Consider the following 21,133-nt stretch of genomic DNA (forward strand, 5'->3'; position numbering starts at 1 on the left):
GTTTCTCTGGTGACAAAGTCTAAACGCAGTAAAAGCTAGATACGTTTAGTTTCACATTGATATTAATATCTGCGATAGCGTGTTATTTGAAGGTTCGTGTTTAAAATCACAGGTTATTGTGTTTTGTTCGAGGCTTGCTATTGAGGATGATAATAATGATTCTGAATCTAACTTATTGTCTTCATTAAGAAATATACTAGCTACAGCTAGCGCTGTGTCATTTTTTACTTCATTAATAAATGTCTCGATTGATTCTATTTTTAAATCTGTGTTGTATATTTCATCAAGCAAAGCCGATATATCTTGGGAAATCAAATTTGAATCTTTATTTTCTGAGTGCTCTTGAATGTATGTCACTAGATCATTTTTTGCACTAGCAAGTTTTTCTTCTTGTAAATATGTAGTATCAACAGATTCTGATTTCAATTTTTGTATTTTGTTTAATTGTAAGCGTTGATTAGTGATATCTAGCAATGCATCTTTAATCGTTTGACAATAGGTTTCCTCGCTGACATTAGATGTGACAGATTTTAATGGGACATAATTATATACGTTAGAAATAAAGTCATCTCTTACTGCGGTTAGATATTCTTTCTCACGTAAAACCTCAGATATATTGATATTGTTTTCACTTTGTTGTAACTCTTGGTTCGTATTTAGGGTTAAATTTGAAATCATAGTAAACACTCCATGTTAATAATTTTTAAATGTTTCATTACTGTGGCCGTAGTTAATTAATATAACCTACTTAAAATGAGGTGACTAATTTTTATTTGGTATGGAAGTATTGTTGATATCATTTGAAATATTGCTAGCTATCATGGTTCTGAACCTCAATTATTAAAAATTAAATTACTTAATGGATTATTGGTTAGAATCGCATTTAAAGCCAGCCAAGCGCCATGATAACAGAAACCACCTAATTCAGTAGGTGGTTTCAATAATAGTAAAATACAAATCTAGTGAAAATAAAAATACGTGTTAATCCCGTAATGGGATAAATACAGGCATTGATTTGTTATGCAATGGTTGGTCGTATACATCGCTAATTATTGTGTCTTGTGGAAATTCAGCCATGATAGATGATAATAAGGATTCAAAGTCTTTATTATTTCCATTACCATCAGTGAAATTGACTTCATCAGCTCCCTCGTTAATGCGAGTTTCAATTGACATTATTCTTGATTTTTTATTCATGATTTCAATAATTAATGGTGTTATTTCTGAAGAAATTGATTTTTTGTCTTTATTTTCTGAATGAGTATAAATATATTGAGAAATCTCTTTTTCTGTCTGGACAATTTGTTTTTCTAAAGAATGAATATCATTGATATATTCTAGTATCTCTGAGTGTTCTTTTGAACTGTACATTTTAGTTAAACTCCCTAACTGTTCAGTTAAGTCTAATAATGTATACATTTTTCCTTTAACTGTTTGATAATATGCATCTTCACCAACAGCAGACGAAGTTGATTTTAAAGGGATCTTTATATGAATGTTAGAAATTAAATTATTTAATTCATTTTTTAATAGTTTTTTTTCTACTGCTAGCATATATATGTTATTTTTTTTATCACCAAAGTTATTAGTATAAGAGACTATTTTACTTGGAGGATTAAATTGGTGAAGGTGATTGTTTAATTCTAAATTAACAAACTTCTCGAGTGTTTTTGCTCTAAGCAATTCATCATGAAACTGAGTTGTTAATTCTTCAATAAAATTATGAGTTTCCTTCTCATGAGTCAATATCCTGCTCTCAATAATATAACTAGCTAAACTTTCTTTTAAATTTAATATGTCTTTTTCTAGCTGGGATCTATTGATTGAATATGTGGACTGGTTGTAATATAAACCTGCTTCTTTTTTTATTTCTATGTTGATACGTGACTCAATTTTATTGAATAATTCTTCTAACTTTTCATCAATATTTTTTTGATATTTTTCTTGCTTATTGTAGTCAAGTTTGAACAAGTCAAAAGCTGATACTTTGTGGTTTTTAAATTTTTCTTTAATATTGGTTTTTAAGTTTTTTAAGTATTTAATTGACAGGTTTAATTCAGTTAATAATTTAAATTCTTTATTGTTTTGGTAGTCGCTCTCCTGATAGTTAATTTGAGTGTCTTTATATTGTTTAAATAGGATATGAATGCCATCTAAGTATTCAGAACTTTTTATTTGGTCAAAAACGTTATGCAAATCTTTAATTTTTGTATATTGAGTATTTAACTCTGTCGTGTGTTTCATTAAGCCATCGACGGTATTATTGCTGTTGAAATGCATTAAGCTATTGCTGTTAAGTTCTCTTAGTAGCTGTTCTATATTATTTTGACTTTTCTTAGCATTTATGTATAAATTGGTTATATTTGAATCTAATCCTAATGTTCTTTGCATATGATTAACTCTAATCTCCATATTCTCGACGGTTTTATATAGGTATTCTTGGGATAAATCATAACTATTCTTAAGGCCTTCGTTAATTTTATTAAGATCGACTCTTATCGTGTTTAGAATAATAGGGTTTTTTTGATATGAAATTACACTAGGTGAAACAAAATGGCCTTTCTTATTATGTCGTAAACCAAGCATAAAACTGAATAAATCAGCGTTATATTCATTAACTAAATTGGATTTATTGAAAAGAATAGATTCTGAATTTTCAGGGATCGTATAATAGCCTTGCTTATTTGTATGTTTACTATGTAATTCTTGTAATTTTTCGAAATTTTTTTCTTGATTTTTGTCTTGTTCGTGAAGCATAGATTCAATCTGATTTAAATCAGACAATTCATCAGATCCTTCTATCTTAAATTTATGTTTTAATTTATCAATTTTAGCAAGTAAATGACAAATGGCTGTACTATTTTTGTCTAGATTATCGCTAACACTTTGATATGTCTTTTCTAAGTAAATGGTATTTGTCGGTGGTTTTTTACTAACTGATAAGATTGTTGAATAGTCTATTTCCTTAAATATATTTTTACTATCTATATTTGCCAGCGATATCTGATTTTTATTAAATGTAGAACTCATAGTAAACACTCCGTGTTAATGGTTATTGAAATTTGCATATATACAGATGCCAATAAAATATAATCTAACAATAAGAAGTAGACTAATTTTTATTTTATATAAAAATGCGATTAGTATAATTTAAATTATTAGCAATGAAATTTTTAGCAATCTCATAAGTGGAGGGAATGATATTGTTTTATTTAGATATAAAAATGATAATTGTAGATAGGTTAAGGCGCTAAAGAAAGTTAGCGCCTTTATAATTCAATTATTGGTTAATTAGACTAAAATCCCACTCTTTTAGTGCGTTGATTGAGTCTTTGTCTTGGTATTTTGCGCCAAGTTCAAGGTAATCATGGGCTTTTTGGATATCGTCTTTACTTTTGGTACCGACCCAGCCGTTATAATACATATAAGCAAGTTTGTATTTTGCCACCGCATGGTGAGTACCTTGTTCGAGGTCTGTCATATCGTAATATTTTGCTGCGCGGACATAATCTTTTGGCACACCTTGGCCAAAATAGAGCATATCCCCGGCTAAATGAGCGGTGTTACTGTCATTTTGTTGTGCGCCTAAATCAAAATAATAAAGCGCTTTCGGGAAGTCTTTTTCTATGCCGCGCTCATTATCTTTACGATAAAGATTACCTAAAATATTATAAGCGCGAGGATAGCCATTTTTCCCTGCTAATTCATAATAATAGATCATCTTTTGGGTATCTTCAGGCACTCGTTCACCACGTGCATAAGCGATACCTAATGAGAAGGCTGACATTTTGTCGCCTGCCTCAGCTTCGATGCGCTGCTTTTCAATTTGCTCGGCGAAACGACCATATTTCTCATAGGCTTTTTCATCGGCAACTTGTTTTTCAATTGCTTGTTTATCTTGGGCTGAAAGTGTATCCATTAGCTCAATAGAACTTGGTTTTTTATCAAGTTGTAATGCATAGTAATAGGCTTGCTTGGCATCGCCTTTTTCTACATAAGCCTGATAAATTGCATCAAGTGCGTGAGTTGGGTGGTAATTTAACGAAATTTGATACCATTCGATGGCTTTGTTAATATTTTTATCAATATCACAATCGCCTTTTAAATAGAGGGTTCCCATCTCTTTGGAAAGACTTTCTGGATAATGAATATAGTGTTTGTCAGTATTTTTCTGGAAATTGTTTTTTTCAATCCATTCCTTCAAATACCGGCTTGCTTTATCCATATCCACATTATCGCTGTTTCCACAATATTGGCCAGGATAGTAGATTTGATAGAGTTTCTCCGTTGCGGCTAAATCACCTTTATTGTAAGCTTGTTGTAAATAAGTTAAGGCTTTAGCGTTATCACTATTTACGTAATAGTAATACAGATTAATTAAAGCTTTGGTACGAGTGTTTTCTTCACTTAGAAGCAGTGCTAAATATTTTTGTTCGTCTTTAGGGCGATTAAGCTCTCTTTTTTTATCTTTAATTCCATCTCGATACAAATCAACCAGTGCATTGAAGGCATTATTAGAAAGCTTCTCATCGGTTGATTTCATACCTTCTTGTAGATATTGAATGGCTAAATCATATTCAGGAGAGCCAGAAACAATTTCGCTATCATATAAATAAGTTTGGGCTAATTGAACTTTAGAAAATAGGTCACCTTTCGCTGTGCCATCGATATAATTTTGACGTTTTGCTTGGCTATCTTCAGTCACGGAATCAAGCGGTTGATAAGCGGCTAAATTGCCAGCATTGATACTTTTCTTATACCAATCTTGCGCCGCGAGATTTCGGCCGCGTGAACTATACCAATCCCCGAGTTTAATATAAGCGGAGGTATCGCCTTTTTGGGCAGGAACAACGAGAGTTTCATAGACTTCAATATAATCATCAACCCGTTTGGGATTAGAATGTTTGCGTAAATAAACGATGGCCTCATCCCAATCAGGTTCCATTACCCAAGCGTTTTTTTCTTCATTTAGCACGCCCATATATCGCATCTCACTATAGAGAGCGATTGCGTGGTCATTACCTTCATCACTAGCTTGTTTCAGGTATTTAGCCGCTTCAAGGCGATCTTCTTTGACACCTTGGCCATAGAAATAAGCTCGACCCACTTTGTATTTTGCTGAAGGACTTTCATTGAGCATTTTCATGCCAATGTCATAATCATCCATATATTTGATGAATTCATTGCCCCAGCTTCCTGCTTTAAGGTAATACTCACGTGCTTTTTGTCGATTAGGCTCAACAAGCTGGCTGCCATTTAAATACTGATGTGCCAGTTTACGGGTATAGTCTTTACTGCCAATCGCTGCTAATTGGTCGTAATAACCTAGGATTTTTGCTTTATTTGCATTGAGATATTGATCCTGTTGGTAATAATCAATGAGTTCTTCAAGTGCACTTTCTTGATTGAATTTTGCACTTTTCTCTAAATATTCAAGCCACTTTTTCTGGTCGACTTTTTGCCCATAATTACCATATTTGTAAGCATTGGCGAGCGTACGTAACGCATCAGGGTCATTCTGTTTCGCTTTTAGTTGAATATTGGCAAATGAAGCTTTGGCTTTTTCAATTTCTCTTTTACGTGATTTTAAAAAGCTAAAATCAGGGTCAGAAATCTGATTGTAATAGAAAAGGGCGGTATCATAATTGGCATCTTCGCCGTAGTTACCTTCTTGATATATTTCCCCTAATTCATATAAGCAGCGGTTATTTTTGAGTGCCGCACATTTTTTATATTGAGGAACTAAATCTTTTGCGGTAAGCCCAGTAATTTGCTGGAAGCGAGATTTGTAATACGCCTTATCATTGTGATAAGTAACGCCATCAAGGTTTTGCGCAATATATAAATAAGCAGATGCACTACCCAATTCTGCAGCTTTTAAAATATAATCGTACAATGGTTTTATTTCAGCATCACTTAAGGTATCAATATTAGTTAATTGAGTGAGCTTGTTTATCCCATATAAATAGGTGATATCAGCATCTTTATTAATCAGTGGTTCAATTAATTTCTGAGCCTCAGTATGGTTTTCATATAAAGCCATTTTGACTAATAACGCTTTTGTGTCAGCGCGATTTAAACCTGTTTTTAATAAAATATCTTTAGCGATTTGTAACTGACTTGGAAGTAATTCGGCTTGTGCTTGAGGTGAATGGAGCACATTGACTATCAGGTTAGCTATTTTATTGGTTTCTGTTGGCCGGTATTTTAATAATGCAGCAGCATAATAAACCTGGCTATTATAATTTTGTTTGATTGATTTTTCATATAAATCAAAGGCCTGATCACTATTTTTCTCTGCATCTTCTTTTAGTAAATAGTCAGCATACAAATAAGCTAAGGCGTAATTTTCGCGTTTAATGACATCGTTTTTGAGGATATCGACAATCGTTTTTTCATCGATAAGTGCTTTAATATCATAGCGATAATATACTTGAACTAATAAGCGATCGGCTGTTGATGGGTAATCGTTTTCATTAAGGTTGTCGATGAGTAATTTAGCGGCTTTCTGCACATCCTGCTTAGTACCAAAAGCATTAATATAATAACGCGCTAATTGCATCTGAGCATCATAAGTGGGGTCTATGCGATTTGCTTTTTCTAAAGCAGCGAAGGCTTTTTCTGGCGAAAATAATGGGCTACCTTTAGCACTATAAACTTCACTTGCTACCACTAAAGCATCTGCGGAGTTCGGGTATTTTTCCATTAAAATAGGAGTGTATTTGGCGACAATACCACTCAGTTTTTTGTTTGGAAAATCGTAACTGGAGATTGCTCTCTCGTTGATGGTAACAAGTGCGTTTAAGTCGCCAAGATCTGCGGCAGCGGTGAGATATTTTTCAGCTAAAGCGTCATTTCGCTTAACATCGCTAAATGTACGGCCAGAATACACGTTATAGGCTTGATACATCGCGGGAGGGTATTGGCCATCAGCGGCATCAGTTAAATCCTGAATACGGTCGGTGTCAGCTTTGTAATTTAAATATAATGCCTTAGGGTGTTTAGCTTCCACAAGCGGTCGCAGGTAAACCATCGCACGGTTTTTATTTCTCCGCACGCCATCGCCGATCATATATTTTTGGTACAAAGCATAGATGGCGTTCTCATCACCACGGCTCGCCCGTTCTTCTAAATTAGTGATGACTTTTTGTTTTTCTTCTTCTGTTTGTGAACCATACAATGATAAAGCCCCTGGCTCTAATTCACTTGCGTCAGAAATGTATTCTAATGCAGAGGAAAAAGAGAGGCGTTCATATTTTTTGGCTAACAGCGGATTTGGTGGTACGCCGTTACCACCTTCTTCATATATCGACGCGAGTAACATCGCGGGTAAGGGAAAGTCGTTGCTGACAAGCGGTGTTAATATTTCAACGGCTTTCTTACTGTCATTTTCAAAGTCATGAGCGATATAGCCCAAAGCAAATTTTGCCAGTTTTGAACCTTGTTCAGAAGCCAACGTAAAATATTGGCGAGAAAGTTCGATATTTTGTGGAACTTGTTCGTATTTATCAGCTAAATAAATACCCCCAACCATTTCTTGTGCTTCTTTAACACCGAGGTCAGCCGCTTTAGTTAAAGAAGTTAAACCGTTTTCATCAGTAGAAGTGTCTTCTATTAGGTGTTTATAACGGAAAAAGCCAAGGTTATATAACGCATTTTTATTGTTAGCTTCCGCCGCTTTAATTAGCCAGTTTTGGGCTGCCACATCATCAGTTTTTGTGCCAATACCCTCTTTATACATCATGGCTAAGGCAAAAGCGGATTGTGAGTCTTTATCTGCGTTTTTTTGGAATTGTTCAAATGCAGCTTGAGATTCACCTTGTTGATATAAGTCGTAGCCTAATTGTGAGGGAGAGGATGAGTTGGTGGTATTGACGAAATAAATGCCAATGGCTACAGCAATTATTATCAATATGAACAACCCAACTTTGAACGGCTTAGTCATTGTCATTCCTTATTATGGTGGTTACTTGCCACGATCCATTTAGGTTTATCGCATTATCACGGCTTATTGAGTGGAGTTAATACTCCTAAAGGGGTATTTAATTTTGCTTAAGTCTAATTGGAATTCCAGAAGATTCAATCGGATTATCCTCTATCTGAAAAACGGTAATTCGATAAATCATATCAATGGTGGGCGAATTAAAGGTGATTTGAGAGGGATTTAAAATGTCACAAAGTATTAATGGTAAGGAATATGAAGGGAAATAAACGAAGGGACGGCGAGGATTTCAAACATAGCCCCACAAAGTGGGGCATATGAGTGACGACATTGCATTTATTGCTTTTGTAATTCTATTCTACTGGCAAGAATCTTCTTGAACCACCTTTTTTTCACGGCGGAATAATTCTGTCAGTGGTGTACGTAATTGTTGCGCCAACATTACCCCGAGTAATACCACACCACCACCGATTAAATGGTAGCTTTTAAGTTCTTCACCCAAGGCGAAAATAGCGATAATGGCAGTGAAAACGGGAGCTAGGTTCATAAAAATAGAGGTTGTATTCGCACCAAGGCGCATAACACCTTGGATCCACAATGCCGGGGCAACAATGGAGGCGGCAATCCCCGCAAATACCACTAAACCGATATTTTGGCTGTTCAGAGAGACATCTTCAGCTAGCAAGAAATTAGGGAGTAGCATGATAACGCCAAAGAAAACCTGAACGTATAGCGAGTCCCAGCTAGATAATTGGATTGACCAACGCTTAGTCAGTACACCGTACAGGGCGTATGCAGCGGACGCAACCAACATCATGGCTTCCCCTTGGCCTAAGCCTTGAGAAAATAACGCACTTGGGCTTCCTTGGCTCACTAACCAGACTAATCCACATAATGAAAGAATTGAGCCTAATACAATCCCCACAGTAGGAATAACGCGCAGCACAAAGATACTAATAATTACTGTTAGTAATGGGATCATTGAATTCATGATTCCCATAAAGGTCGCACTTACACTGTGAGCCGCATAATAAGCTAAACTTTGGTATAGCATCATCCCTAGCGCGCCTAAAATGGCGAGTTGCCACCAATGTTTCATAACCGTTTTAAAGTTTCGGAGCACCGAACGTAATACGAAAGGAGTCATGACAAGAAATGCCAACGCCCAACGGTAAAATGAGATTGCCGCAGGGTCAATGGCAGTGGATGCCGCTTTGTTAACAATGGCATTAATTGACCATAATAAAACCGCAATCAGCGGAAAAAGAAGATTCTTCATTAAAACATTCTCCCATATTGAATGGGCGCTAGTATACATCTGTCCGATTTTTTATATATACTGATAACCAGACAACCGATAACGCTTTTCAGACAGGAACCATGGAAAACTTAAAATCAGACATTTGGCAAATCAGTGAATGTAATATCGCAGAGCCTGAATTGGTGGCTTTTCGGCACGAGCAAACCGCGGCCCTCACTGAGTATAAATCCCATTCACACCCTTTTGGGCAAATGCTGTATGTGGTCTGTGGCATTATGGAAATGGAGGTGGCTGGTCAACATTATCTAGCGCCGCCAGAGTTTTGCATTTGGATCCCAGCGAACATTCCCCATGCTAGCTTTAATAAAGAAAGTGTCAAATTTCGGATCATCGATTTTTCTCATGAATATAACCAAGTGCTTGCCCAGCGACCTTGTGTGATTAAGCTTAGCCCTATATTTCAGTCAATTATGACGGATATGTACCAACGCGGTATTGTTCAGCCTGAAACAGAGCAAGACTTACGTTTGGCTCATGTGCTAATTGACCAATTTCCATTGTCCCCTTGCCAAGATACTTATTTGCCTATTTCAAAAGACAAATTTCTTGCCCCAATCTTATTAGAGTTACAAAGCGACCCAGCCGATAACACGACGTTAGCACAATGGGCAAAACGCTATTATACATCGGAACGCACGTTATCAAGACGCTGCCAGCAAGAATTAGGTATGTCGTTTAGTGAATGGCGTCAACGCTTGCGATACTTACATGCTGTTGCCGGGTTAGAAAAGGGGAAAAGTGTCCATGAAGTCGCATTGGATGTTGGGTATAGCTCGGCATCCGCCTTTATTGCGATGTTCCAGCAGATATCAGGTGTCACACCAGACCGTTTTCGAGCGAAAGAATTTGACGTAGAAGGCAACCTCTCATAGGCATCTGGCTTAAACCGTGGCAAAATATTGTTCCACTTATCTATATAACGACACAATACAAAAAAGTTATTGATTGGGACAACAGCGTGAAAATTTTAGTCGATGAGAATATGCCATATGCTCAAACTTTATTTAGCGAGCTTGGTGAAGTGAAAGCAGTACCGGGACGTCCTATACCAGAACAAGAATTAATTGATGCAGATGCATTAATGGTGCGTTCTATCACTAAGGTTAATGAATCACTGCTTGGTAATACGCCAGTTAAATTCGTTGGAACCGCGACAGCCGGTTTTGACCATATTGATACCGAGTGGTTATCGGCGGCAAATATTGGTTTTTCATCAGCGCCGGGTTGTAATGCGATAGCGGTTGTTGAATATGTTATTTCTTCACTATTATTACTAGCGGAACGTGATAACTTTGATTTGCGTGATAAAACAGTAGGGATCATAGGTGTCGGTAATGTCGGAGGGCGTTTAGCTGCAAGGTTATCGGCTTGGGGAGTCAAAACATTACTCTGCGATCCGCCACGTGCAGCCAAGGGGGATGACGAGTCATTCGTTTCTTTTGATGATATCCTTGAGCACGCTGATGTCATTACCTTTCATACTCCGCTGAATATGTCAGGGGAATATAAAACTTTCCATTTAATGGATGAAACGCATTTAGAAAAATTGCGCGATGGTACCATTTTAATTAACGCAAGTCGGGGTGAGGTAGTTGATAATAAAGCCCTATTATCCGTGCTTAACCGCGGAAAAAAACTGAGCGTTATCTTAGATGTGTGGGAGCCAGAGCCTGATTTAGATACGGCACTTTTAGCATTAGTGGATATTGGCACGCCGCATATTGCAGGCTATACGCTAGAAGGTAAAGCCCGAGGAACGACGCAAGTTTATGAAGCTTACTGCCAGTTTCTCGGCAAATCGTCACAAGTTTCTCTTTCATCATTACTGCCTAAGCCAGATATCAATCAATTGACTTTCAATGGTAAATTAACGCAAAACCAGCTCAAAAGGTTAGTACATCTCGTGTATGATGTGCGCCGAGATGATGCAGTGTTAAGAGCCGTTGCAGGGGTAAAAGGTGAATTTGATAAGCTGCGCAAAAATTATCAAGAGCGTCGTGAATGGTCATCCCTTGAAATTATTTGTGATGATGAACAAACGGCATCAAAACTCAATGAGCTTGGTTTTACAGCAAGTTTAGTTTGCACAAAATAGATTAGTTAAAATGAACACCTGATTAAATAACACCAATTGGTGTTATTTAATTTTTTATTTTTTAGAGGAATAGCCATGACTGAAGGTTGGAATATTGCAGTATTAGGCGCAACCGGTGCTGTAGGTGAAGCTATTATTTCACTGTTACAAGAAAGAGAATTCCCAGTCGGCGAATTATATTTACTTGCCAGTGAGCGTAGTGCAGGGGAGAGCGTACGCTTTAATGGTAAAAGTATTCAAGTTGAAAATGTGACCGACTTTGATTGGTCACAGGCACAAATTGCATTTTTTGCAGCCAATGAAGGTGTCAGCCTACAATATGCCGAATTAGCGGCACAAGAAGGGTGCATTGTCATCGATACGAGTGGCGTATTTGCTCAAGAACCGGATGTGCCACTGGTTGTCCCGAATGTGAATCCGCAAGTCTTAGCCGATTACCGTAACCGTAATATTATTTCATTGGCGGACAGCTCTGTGAGTCAATTATTAACGGCAATTAAACCGCTGGTGGATGCGGCAGGGGTGGGGCGTATTACTTTAACAAATATGTTGTCGGTTTCTAGTTATGGTAAAGCCGCCGTAGACGAGCTGGCAGGGCAAAGTGCGCGTTTATTGAATGGTATTCCTGCAGAAGAAGGCCGTTTTAGTAAGCAATTAGCGTTCAATATGTTGCCATTACTGGCGGATATGGAAGGCAGTGTCGTTCATGAACGTCGTTTGGTTGAGCAAGTGCGTAAGGTGCTGCAAGATGATGGCTTGCCAGTGGCGGTGAGTTTTATTCAATCTCCTGTTTTTTATGGGAATGCGCAAGTCGTTCATTTAGAAACTTTGCGCCCAATGAGTGCAGAAGAAGCGAACGAAGAACTTGAACGTTTTGAAGATATTCAGGTCTCAGAAGAGGGTGATTATCCTACACAGGTGACTGAAGCGTCAGGTAATGACCAATTAAGCATTGGTTGTGTACGTAATGACTATGGCATACCTGAAATTTTACAATTTTGGTCAGTGGCTGATAACGTGCGTTTCGGTGGGGCACTGATGGCGGTAGAAACAGCAGAAAAACTGGCTCAGGAGCTGTTTTACTAATGTCTGAGCCTACACAGTTGTATCGAATCGCATTAGGTATTGAATACAACGGCAGTCGTTATTTTGGTTGGCAGCGTCAGCAAGAAGTGAAAAGTGTTCAAGGTTGTTTAGAAGAAGCCTTGTCAAAAATTGCAGCGGAGCCAATTAGCGTGTTTTGCGCAGGGCGCACAGATGCAGGCGTTCATGCTACAGGGCAAGTGGTGCATTTCGAAACCTCTGCCATCCGCAAAGAAGCGGCTTGGACTATGGGGGCGAATACGCATTTGCCCCCTGATATTGCTGTCCGCTGGTGTAAACCGGTGGCCGAGGAGTTTCATGCACGCTTTAGTGCAACTGCGCGTCGATATCGCTACGTGATTTTTAATCACCGTTATCGGCCAGCAATTTTATCGAGTGGCGTAACGCACTTTCATTATCCACTCGATGAAAAAAGAATGCATGAAGCGGCACAGGCGCTATTGGGTGAACGTGATTTTACCTCATTCAGAGCAGTCCAGTGTCAGTCAAAGTCGCCATGGCGTAATGTGATGCATGTGAATGTCAGTCGCCACGGTCATTATGTGGTGGTAGATATCAAAGCCAATGCGTTTGTTCACCATATGGTGAGAAATATTGTCGGAAGTCTGTTGGAGATTGGTTGTGGCAATCAAAACATTGATTGGATGGCGCATCTTCTTGAGTTAAAAGACCGTACCAAGGCAGCTGCAACCGCAAAAGCGGAAGGGTTGTATTTAGTGAGTGTCGATTACCCAGAGAAATTTGAGTTGCCTCAGAATGTGATGGGGCCGCTTTTTCTGGCAGATGAACTGATGTAAAGCGAATTTTTATTTATCTCATAATTTTTGTAAATAGCATGGATGCTATTATCAATGAGGATTTTATGGAATTTATCACTTTTATTATCGACTTTATTTTACACATCGATGTCCATCTTGCTGAACTGGTCAGAGATTATGGTACATGGGTCTATGGTATCCTATTTCTGATCCTATTTTGTGAAACAGGGTTAGTGGTCACACCATTTTTACCTGGAGATTCGTTATTATTCGTTGCGGGTGCGATTTCGTCATTAGACAGTAATGACCTGAATGTCCATTTAATGGTCGCTTTAATGATTACGGCAGCGATTATTGGTGATGCTGTAAACTACGCAATTGGGCGTATTTTTGGTGAGAAATTATTCAGAAATCCAGACTCGAAGATTTTTCGTCGTGTTTATTTAGATAAAACTCATGCTTTTTATGAAAAACATGGCGGTAAAGCGATTATACTGGCACGCTTTGTGCCGATAGTCAGAACTTTTGCACCATTCGTTGCAGGAATGGGGAAAATGTCTTATCGTCACTTTGCTTTTTATAATGTGACGGGCGCGTTTATTTGGGTATTATTATTCACTTATGCGGGTTATTTCTTTGGTGAATTACCGTTCGTACAAAAGAATTTGAAATTACTGATAGTCGCGATTATCTTTGTTTCAATTCTTCCGGGTGTTGTTGAAATTATTCGTCATCGTCGAATAGCTGCGAAAGAAAAGCGTGCGGCAGCGCAAAAAATCGATAACCACTAAGCGGTTTAGTAAGGTGGTTTAACAAGTTTTTATCTACAGTGAGATATCATTGTGGTTTAATGGCAAAAAATTACATACTGGTGATAACCAGAGTGAATCAGACAAAAAGGTCCATTAATGAGCTGGATTGAAAAAATTTTAAAGAAAGGTAACTTGACCCAATCACACAAAGCCAATATCCCTGAAGGGGTTTGGACCAAATGCGATAGCTGCGGGCAAGTATTATATGGTGCTGAATTAGAGCGTAATTTATCCGTGTGTCCAAAATGTGACCACCATATGCGAATTCACGCACGTCAGCGCTTAGAAACCTTCCTTGATGAAAACTCAACAACGGAATTGGGCAGTGAACTTGAGCCAAAAGATATTCTTAAGTTCAAAGATTCAAAAAAATATAAAGACCGTATTGCTGCTGCGCAAAAAGAAACAGGTGAAAAAGACGCGATCATCGTGATGAAAGGCACGTTGAAAGGTATGCCTGTGGTGGCTGCGGCGTTTGAGTTCGCTTTTATGGGCGGTTCAATGGCCTCTGTTGTTGGCGCGCGTTTCGTGCGTGCAGTGGAGCAAGCTCTGGAAGATAACTGCCCGTTGGTTTGTTTCTCTTCAAGTGGCGGTGCGCGTATGCAAGAAGCGCTGTTATCATTGATGCAGATGGCAAAAACCAGTGCAGCTTTGGCAAAATTGCAAGAACGTGGTTTACCTTACATCTCTGTATTGACCGACCCAACCATGGGTGGGGTGTCTGCAAGTTTAGCGATGTTAGGGGATATTAATGTGGCAGAGCCGAAAGCATTAATTGGTTTCGCAGGGCCACGTGTTATCGAACAAACTGTTCGCGAAAAGTTACCGCAAGGTTTCCAACGCAGTGAATTCTTACTTGAGAAAGGCGCGATTGATATGATAGTTCGCCGCCCTGAGATGCGTGATCGCTTAGCTGAAGTGTTAGCGATGTTAACCAATAAACCAAGCTTTAATGACACGCCTATCGTCGTAGCGGAAACGGTTGAAATCGACATTAACGCCGTTGATGAACTTGATGCCCAAGAGCCAAAAAAGGATTCTGAAAAGCATAAAAAAGATGATGAGTAATCTAATCATTCCTAATGCCAAGTCTCCATTGGAGGCTTGGCTTTCTTATCTCACCGACTTACATAGTCAAAATATTGATATGGGGTTGGAGCGAGTTGGTCAAGTTGCTAGGAAAATGAACCTAACGCAACCTGCACCTAAAGTTATCACTGTCACTGGGACCAACGGAAAAGGGACAACTTGCCATACGCTAGAGTCTATTTTTATGGCATCTGGGTTAAAAGTTGGGGTTTACAGTTCACCGCACCTTATTCGTTATACCGAACGCGTTCGTATTCAAGGCCAAGAGCTCCCTGAGTCTGATTTCTGTGAAGCATTTGCCACAATTGAAGCACAACGTGCAGATATTTCTCTCACCTATTTTGAATACGGCACCTTGGCGGCGTTACAATTATTTAAGCAAGCTAAACTCGACATTGTGATTTTAGAAGTCGGTTTAGGCGGTCGGTTAGATGCGACCAATGTCGTTGATGCGGATATTGCGGCGATCACCAGTATTGCCTTAGACCATACAGATTGGTTAGGTGCAGACCGTGAACATATTGGTTATGAAAAAGCCGGTATTTTCCGCAAAAATCACTATGGAGTGGTCGGTGAACCGGACATGCCAGCTTCAATTGCCCAAGTGGCTGAGCAGCTAGGTACACAGCTATTTCGCCGTGGTACGGATTGGCAATACAGTGAGCAAGCAAATAGCTGGTCATGGAAAAGTTCACAGCGTGAATGGCATGATTTACCGTTACCCAATGTACCTTTAGCGAACGCAGCAACAGCGCTGGGTGTGGTGAGTTGCTTATTGGAAATTGATGCTGATATTGCCCAAAAAGTGACTGAGTCCGCTATTCATCAAGGTTTGAAATCTGCTCAATTACCGGGGCGCTTCCAAATTATTGGTGAAAAACCGTTAATGATATTGGATGTAGCGCATAACCCCCATGCCGCAGGGTACTTAGTCAGTAAATTAGCGGCCTTACCGGAAACTAAAAACCGTCGCATTCTCGCGGTGGTAGGGATGCTAGGCGATAAAGATATCAAAGGGACGCTTGAGTGTTTATCACAACAAGTCACCGACTGGTACCTTGCGCCATTAACTGAGTTTAGGGGAGCAGATGTGGCCCAACTTAGTCAATATTTACCCACAGCTAACCAGTTTGAAAGCGTAGAAAAAGCGTGGCAGCAAGCTTGCGTCGATGCTAATGAGCAAGATGTGATTGTGGTGTGCGGGTCATTTCATACCGTCGCTCACGTTATGATGTTATTGGAAAATCAAGAAGGATAGTGCCGGTGGCTAGTAAATTTCAGAATCGACTTGCTGGCGCCATTGTGCTTGTTGCAGTGGGGGTCATTGTGCTTCCTGCTCTGCTTGATGGCGATAAGAAATACAATGAAAATGAATTTGCGGCCATTCCTATTATCCCTAAACCAGGTGATGAAGAAGACATTGAGGCAATAGCGCCTATTGTAAGTACGACAACAACAGCTTCTTCAGAAGGGGCTTCTGAAGCCATGTTATCAGAAGCGATTACGCAGCAGCAAAACGAACAGGTTGAAACACAGCCATCGACGACAACTCCGGCACCAAGCGTAGTTGAACCCACAAAGCCAGAACCGAAGCCTGAGCCTAAAGTTGAGCCGAAGCCACAACCGAAACCTGAACCTAAGCCCGAGCCGAAACCTCAGCCACAAGGCAAAGCATTTGTGGTGCAAGTCATCGCATTGAACAATGCGAGTAAAGTTGAGGAGATAGTCGCACAACTCAGGTTGTCTGGTTACCAAGTTTATACTGTTCCTGCAAAACCAGTGAATAATAAACTCACGCGGATTTACGTAGGGCCTGAGGCCTCAAGGCAAAGGCTAGAAGCGGCTTTACCAGAACTGAATAGGATTACGGGAACAAAAGGGATAATTCAAAGCTATAAACCTTAAAATAGAATTTAAATAATCCCTAAAAGGTAAGGGGATTTAGTAACTTACTGCGGCGATTATGATTTTTTCTTTTCGCCGCTATTTTTTTTAATTTGATAGAAAAATGGTTACGCAAACGTTTTCGTTTTCTGTTAGAATGCACTTCGCTGATGTCGCGAGTGCGAATTTTGGAATGGAATATGGTCTGGATAGATTACACAATTATCGCCATTATTGGCTTCTCGGCATTAGTTAGCTTGATCCGTGGGTTTGTACGAGAGGCGCTCTCACTGGTTACATGGGGCTGTGCTTTTTTTGTTGCAAGTACGTTTTATCCTTATTTAGCTGACTATTTTACTCGCTTTGAGGATGTGCTGGTTAGAAATGGCATTGCTATCGCCGCACTGTTTATTGCCACTTTGATTGTTGGCGCAGTCGTAAACTATGTGATTAGCTCATTAGTACAAAAAACGGGGTTGTCAGGCACAGATCGTGTTCTGGGGATCTGCTTCGGTGCGTTGCGTGGTGTATTGATTGTTTCGGCATTGCTGTTTTTTCTCGATACCTTTACACCATTACCTCAAAGTGAGGACTGGCAGCGTTCGGAACTTATTCCGCAGTTCAGTCATATAATCAGGTGGTTTTTTGACTACCTGCAAAATGCGTCAAGTTTCCTACCGGAGAACATTTCTCCGTCTGGCTGATGAGGAAAGACTAAATGTGCGGTATTGTCGGTATCGCCGGTGTTACACCGGTAAACCAATCAATTTATGATGCTCTCACGGTGCTTCAACATCGTGGGCAAGATGCAGCAGGTATTGCCACTATTGATGGCAAAAACAACATTCGTTTACGCAAAGCAAATGGCCTTGTTAAAGATGTGTTTGAAACACGTCATATGCTGAGATTACAGGGCTGCATGGGGTTAGGGCACGTCCGTTACCCAACGGCAGGTAGCTCAAGTGCTTCCGAGGCGCAACCTTTCTACGTAAACTCACCTTTTGGTATTACACTTGCGCATAATGGTAATCTGACAAACGCTCATGAACTCACTCGGAGTTTATTTGAAACAGCGCGCCGCCATGTTAACACCACTTCTGATTCTGAAATATTACTGAACGTATTAGCCCATGAGCTGGACAGGTTTGATCATTTCCCTCTCGAGCCAGACAATGTTTTCAGTGCTGTGTCCGCGATGCACAAAAAATTACGCGGTGCGTATGCTTGTGTGGCATTAATTATTGGCCATGGCATGTTAGCCTTCCGTGATCCTCACGGTATTCGTCCGTTAGTATTAGGGCGCCGCATTACTGAAAGTGGTGAACATGAATATATGGTCGCTTCTGAAAGTGTTGCGCTTGATACTTTAGGTTTCGAGTTTTTACGCGATGTGGCGCCTGGCGAAGCGGTATATGTGACAGAAAAAGGCCAATTATTTACACGCCAATGTTCTGATAACCCACAATTAACCCCATGTATTTTTGAGTATGTCTATTTTGCTCGCCAAGACTCTTTTATTGATAAAGTGTCTGTGTATAACGCAAGGTTACGTATGGGGCAAAAACTGGGAGCTAAAATTGCTCGCGAATGGGAAGACTTAAACATCGATGTGGTAATTCCTATTCCAGAAACATCGTGTGATATCGCCTTAGAAATCGCGCATATTCTTGATAAACCGTACCGCCAAGGTTTCGTGAAAAACCGCTATGTAGGCCGTACATTTATCATGCCGGGTCAGCAAGAACGTCGTAAATCGGTGCGCCGTAAGCTTAATGCGAACCGTGCGGAGTTTCGTGATAAAAACGTCTTACTTATTGACGACTCCATTGTACGCGGAACAACATCGGAGCAAATTGTTGAGCTTGCGCGTGAAGCCGGAGCAAAAAATGTTTACTTTGCCTCAGCGGCACCCGAAGTGCGTTTCCCAAACGTATATGGCATTGATATGCCAAATGCAAATGAATTGATTGCACACGGGCGCGAAGTGGATGAAATTCGCAAACTTATCGGCGCAGATGGGCTAATTTTCCAAGATTTAACGGATTTAGTCGACGCGGTGCGTGAAGAAAACCCTGAAATTACAGAATTTGAGTGTTCCGTGTTTGATGGCATTTATGTGACCAAAGATATCGACCAAAGTTATTTAGACTACCTAGAAAACTTACGAAAAGACGATGAGTTAAAGTTGAAGGATCAGAGTGAGGTTGAAGACCTAGAGATTTATAACGAAGGCTAAATTTTCGTCAATTTTCGTCATAGTTTGGGCTACAGCGTTGTTGGCTTCACAAATTCGCCCTAGTCACGTAGTTTTCTACGCTCCTAGGGTCTCTTTGCTAGCCGCCTAGCTGTAACCCTAACTATATAGAAAATCCACAGTGATTCTGATTTTTCCCATCTTTAATCTGTAGCCTAAAATATCAAGAAAACTATGACGTCAAATGAAGGCCTAAGTTACAGTTATATCTGATTTAAAATACGTAAAAATTGAGTAGGCTATAGGGACATTAACTGCCTATTTGGAGCGATATATGGCTGATTTCAACTCCCTCCCTGATGTGATTAAACCTTTCGCAGATAAAATCAAAGCCACTAAAAAACCGCTTGTTGAAATGACGTTAACCCCTATTGAAGACTATGTTTTATGGGATAGCCGTGTTGGGGGAATGCCGTATTTGCCACTAAATGAAAAATACCCGACGAATAGCGAAGGAACGCCACTCAAGTTACTTGCCCAAATTAATTTTGCACAAGTGCCTAAATTAGAAAATTACCCTGAAAAGGGGATTTTACAGTTTTTTATTGGTGGTGATGATTTATATGGGGCTGATTTTGAGCAGCGACAAAAACAAGAAGATTTCCGTATTATTTATTGGGAAGAGGTTATTGAAGATACTCAGCAATTAACCCAAGATTTTTCTGCGGTGATTGCTGCCCATTCTGATGACTACTATACCCCCATAGACCATCAATACAGTATTGAATATACGCCTGCGGAGCAGTACATCAGCATCGATGATTTCCAATTTGGCCAGAAAATATTAGGGGTCGACAACCTCTATGATTATGAAGAGCAATTTGAAGGGGAAGATTTTTACGATGAATGGGTTGAGCCCTACAGTGATACGTTTGAATCAGGGGCACACTGCATCGGCGGCTATCCGTTTTTCACTCAAACCGACCCAAGAGAATACGAAGAAGATATTCAACAATATGAATTGCTTCTACAAATAAATACCGATTATGAAATAGGGATCATGTGGGGAGATATGGGAGTCGGTAATTTCTTTATTCACCCAGATGACCTGAAAAAACGTGATTTTAGTCGTGTGGTGTATAATTGGGATTGCGGCTGACCCAGAAATCCTTTTTGCCTTTTAACCTGTAGCGTTGTTGGCTACAGGCTAAAATAATGAGTGAGTTATTAGTCGCCTATTTAATTAATTTTAATGCTTTCTTTGCATCTGCAACCGTGGCGTATTTCGTATATAATGCTCAATTATCGTTTGCTAGGGTGGTTAGGTAGGGAAATGAAGAAACTTATCATTGGGTTAACTGGCGCGAGTGGGGCTATTTATGGTGTCCGCTTGCTTGAAGTGTTGAAACCGCTCAAAGGTGTAGAAACCCATTTGGTGATGAGTGCGGCCGCCCGTCAAACATTAGCACTTGAAACAACTTACACGGTGAAAGACGTTCAACAGTTAGCCGACCATAACTATGACAGTCGTGATATTGCTGCAGCGATTTCTTCCGGTTCGTTCCGTACTGCTGGGATGGTGATCATGCCCTGCACCATGAAAACGTTATCAGGTATTGTTCACAGTTATACTGATACGTTGGTCACTAGGGCGGCGGACGTAGTGCTTAAAGAAGGTAAAAAATTGGTGTTAGGTGTACGCGAAACGCCATTGCACGTCGGCCATTTACGTTTGATGGTGCAAGCGGCGGAGATGGGAGCCGTGATTATGCCTCCCATGCCTGCGTTTTATCACCAGCCTGAAACTATTCAAGATATTATTGACCAAACAGTTAATCGTATCCTTGATCAGTTTGATATCGAACTGGAACAAGACCTATTTCATCGTTGGCAGGGGGCGAAATAATATTTAAAGATAATCATATTGTTAGGTT

The 21,133-nt window shown here is 39.7% G+C and carries 16 protein-coding genes; 12 read left to right on the forward strand and 4 right to left on the reverse strand.

Annotated features, from left to right (window positions below; translation table 11 throughout):
• Positions 1-51: 51 nt before the first annotated feature.
• The 4 genes from FVA72_RS08810 to FVA72_RS08825 form a co-directional block, all read right to left on the reverse strand.
• Positions 52-678, reverse strand: coding sequence for a hypothetical protein (locus FVA72_RS08810; RefSeq protein WP_110591928.1), 627 nt, complete (start codon positions 676-678; stop codon positions 52-54).
• Positions 679-981: 303 nt separating this feature from the next.
• Entirely contained in the window at positions 982-3,030 is a 2,049-nt protein-coding gene (locus FVA72_RS08815; RefSeq protein ID WP_110591927.1) for a hypothetical protein, read from the reverse strand.
• A 250-nt stretch (positions 3,031-3,280) separates the two neighbouring features.
• Positions 3,281-7,945 (reverse strand): tetratricopeptide repeat protein, encoded by a 4,665-nt coding sequence (locus FVA72_RS08820; protein WP_243154755.1) that lies wholly within the window; start codon positions 7,943-7,945, stop codon positions 3,281-3,283.
• 355 nt (positions 7,946-8,300) lie between these two features.
• Entirely contained in the window at positions 8,301-9,221 is a 921-nt protein-coding gene (locus FVA72_RS08825; RefSeq protein WP_110591925.1) for a DMT family transporter, read from the reverse strand.
• Between the two features lie 101 nt (positions 9,222-9,322).
• Between FVA72_RS08825 and FVA72_RS08830 the strand changes: the two genes are divergently transcribed.
• From FVA72_RS08830 to FVA72_RS08885, 12 genes are all read left to right on the forward strand, one after another.
• Positions 9,323-10,135: a helix-turn-helix transcriptional regulator gene (locus FVA72_RS08830; RefSeq protein WP_004257268.1), complete on the forward strand. Its 813-nt coding sequence runs from the start codon at positions 9,323-9,325 to the stop codon at positions 10,133-10,135.
• 86 nt (positions 10,136-10,221) lie between these two features.
• On the forward strand, positions 10,222-11,358 hold the full coding sequence (gene pdxB / locus FVA72_RS08835) for a 4-phosphoerythronate dehydrogenase PdxB (protein WP_110591924.1): 1,137 nt from the start codon (positions 10,222-10,224) through the stop codon (positions 11,356-11,358).
• Positions 11,359-11,433: 75 nt separating this feature from the next.
• Positions 11,434-12,444 carry an aspartate-semialdehyde dehydrogenase gene (locus FVA72_RS08840; RefSeq protein ID WP_096864927.1) on the forward strand — a complete coding sequence of 337 codons (1,011 nt, stop codon included), beginning with the start codon at positions 11,434-11,436 and terminating at the stop codon, positions 12,442-12,444.
• The gene (gene truA, locus FVA72_RS08845) at positions 12,444-13,259 is read left to right on the forward strand and encodes a tRNA pseudouridine(38-40) synthase TruA (RefSeq protein ID WP_094962680.1); all 816 of its coding nucleotides are present in this window, start codon (positions 12,444-12,446) and stop codon (positions 13,257-13,259) included. Before FVA72_RS08840 ends, truA begins: the two co-directional genes overlap by 1 nt.
• Before the next feature lie 65 nt (positions 13,260-13,324).
• Positions 13,325-14,011: a DedA family protein gene (locus FVA72_RS08850; protein WP_094962679.1), complete on the forward strand. Its 687-nt coding sequence runs from the start codon at positions 13,325-13,327 to the stop codon at positions 14,009-14,011.
• A gap of 117 nt (positions 14,012-14,128) precedes the next feature.
• On the forward strand, positions 14,129-15,100 hold the full coding sequence (gene accD / locus FVA72_RS08855; protein ID WP_110591923.1) for an acetyl-CoA carboxylase, carboxyltransferase subunit beta: 972 nt from the start codon (positions 14,129-14,131) through the stop codon (positions 15,098-15,100).
• Positions 15,090-16,379 (forward strand): bifunctional tetrahydrofolate synthase/dihydrofolate synthase, encoded by a 1,290-nt coding sequence (gene folC / locus FVA72_RS08860; protein WP_110591922.1) that lies wholly within the window; start codon positions 15,090-15,092, stop codon positions 16,377-16,379. The genes accD and folC overlap by 11 nt, the downstream gene beginning before the upstream one ends.
• 5 nt (positions 16,380-16,384) lie before the next feature.
• Positions 16,385-17,026 carry a cell division protein DedD gene (dedD, locus tag FVA72_RS08865; protein WP_110591921.1) on the forward strand — a complete coding sequence of 214 codons (642 nt, stop codon included), beginning with the start codon at positions 16,385-16,387 and terminating at the stop codon, positions 17,024-17,026.
• A 179-nt stretch (positions 17,027-17,205) separates the two neighbouring features.
• Positions 17,206-17,709 (forward strand): colicin V production protein, encoded by a 504-nt coding sequence (cvpA, locus tag FVA72_RS08870; RefSeq protein WP_004257304.1) that lies wholly within the window; start codon positions 17,206-17,208, stop codon positions 17,707-17,709.
• A gap of 14 nt (positions 17,710-17,723) precedes the next feature.
• A complete protein-coding gene (gene purF, locus FVA72_RS08875; protein ID WP_004257307.1) occupies positions 17,724-19,241 on the forward strand; it encodes an amidophosphoribosyltransferase in 1,518 nt (505 codons plus the stop codon).
• Positions 19,242-19,533: 292 nt separating this feature from the next.
• Complete coding sequence (locus FVA72_RS08880) at positions 19,534-20,358, forward strand: YwqG family protein (protein WP_110591920.1); 825 nt, start codon at positions 19,534-19,536, stop codon at positions 20,356-20,358.
• 174 nt (positions 20,359-20,532) lie between these two features.
• Positions 20,533-21,105 carry a UbiX family flavin prenyltransferase gene (locus FVA72_RS08885; RefSeq protein ID WP_036957976.1) on the forward strand — a complete coding sequence of 191 codons (573 nt, stop codon included), beginning with the start codon at positions 20,533-20,535 and terminating at the stop codon, positions 21,103-21,105.
• The last annotated feature ends 28 nt before the right edge of the window (positions 21,106-21,133 follow it).

The sequence above is a fragment of the Providencia sp. PROV061 genome (genome assembly GCF_011045655.1).
Lineage (GTDB): Bacteria > Pseudomonadota > Gammaproteobacteria > Enterobacterales > Enterobacteriaceae > Providencia > Providencia hangzhouensis.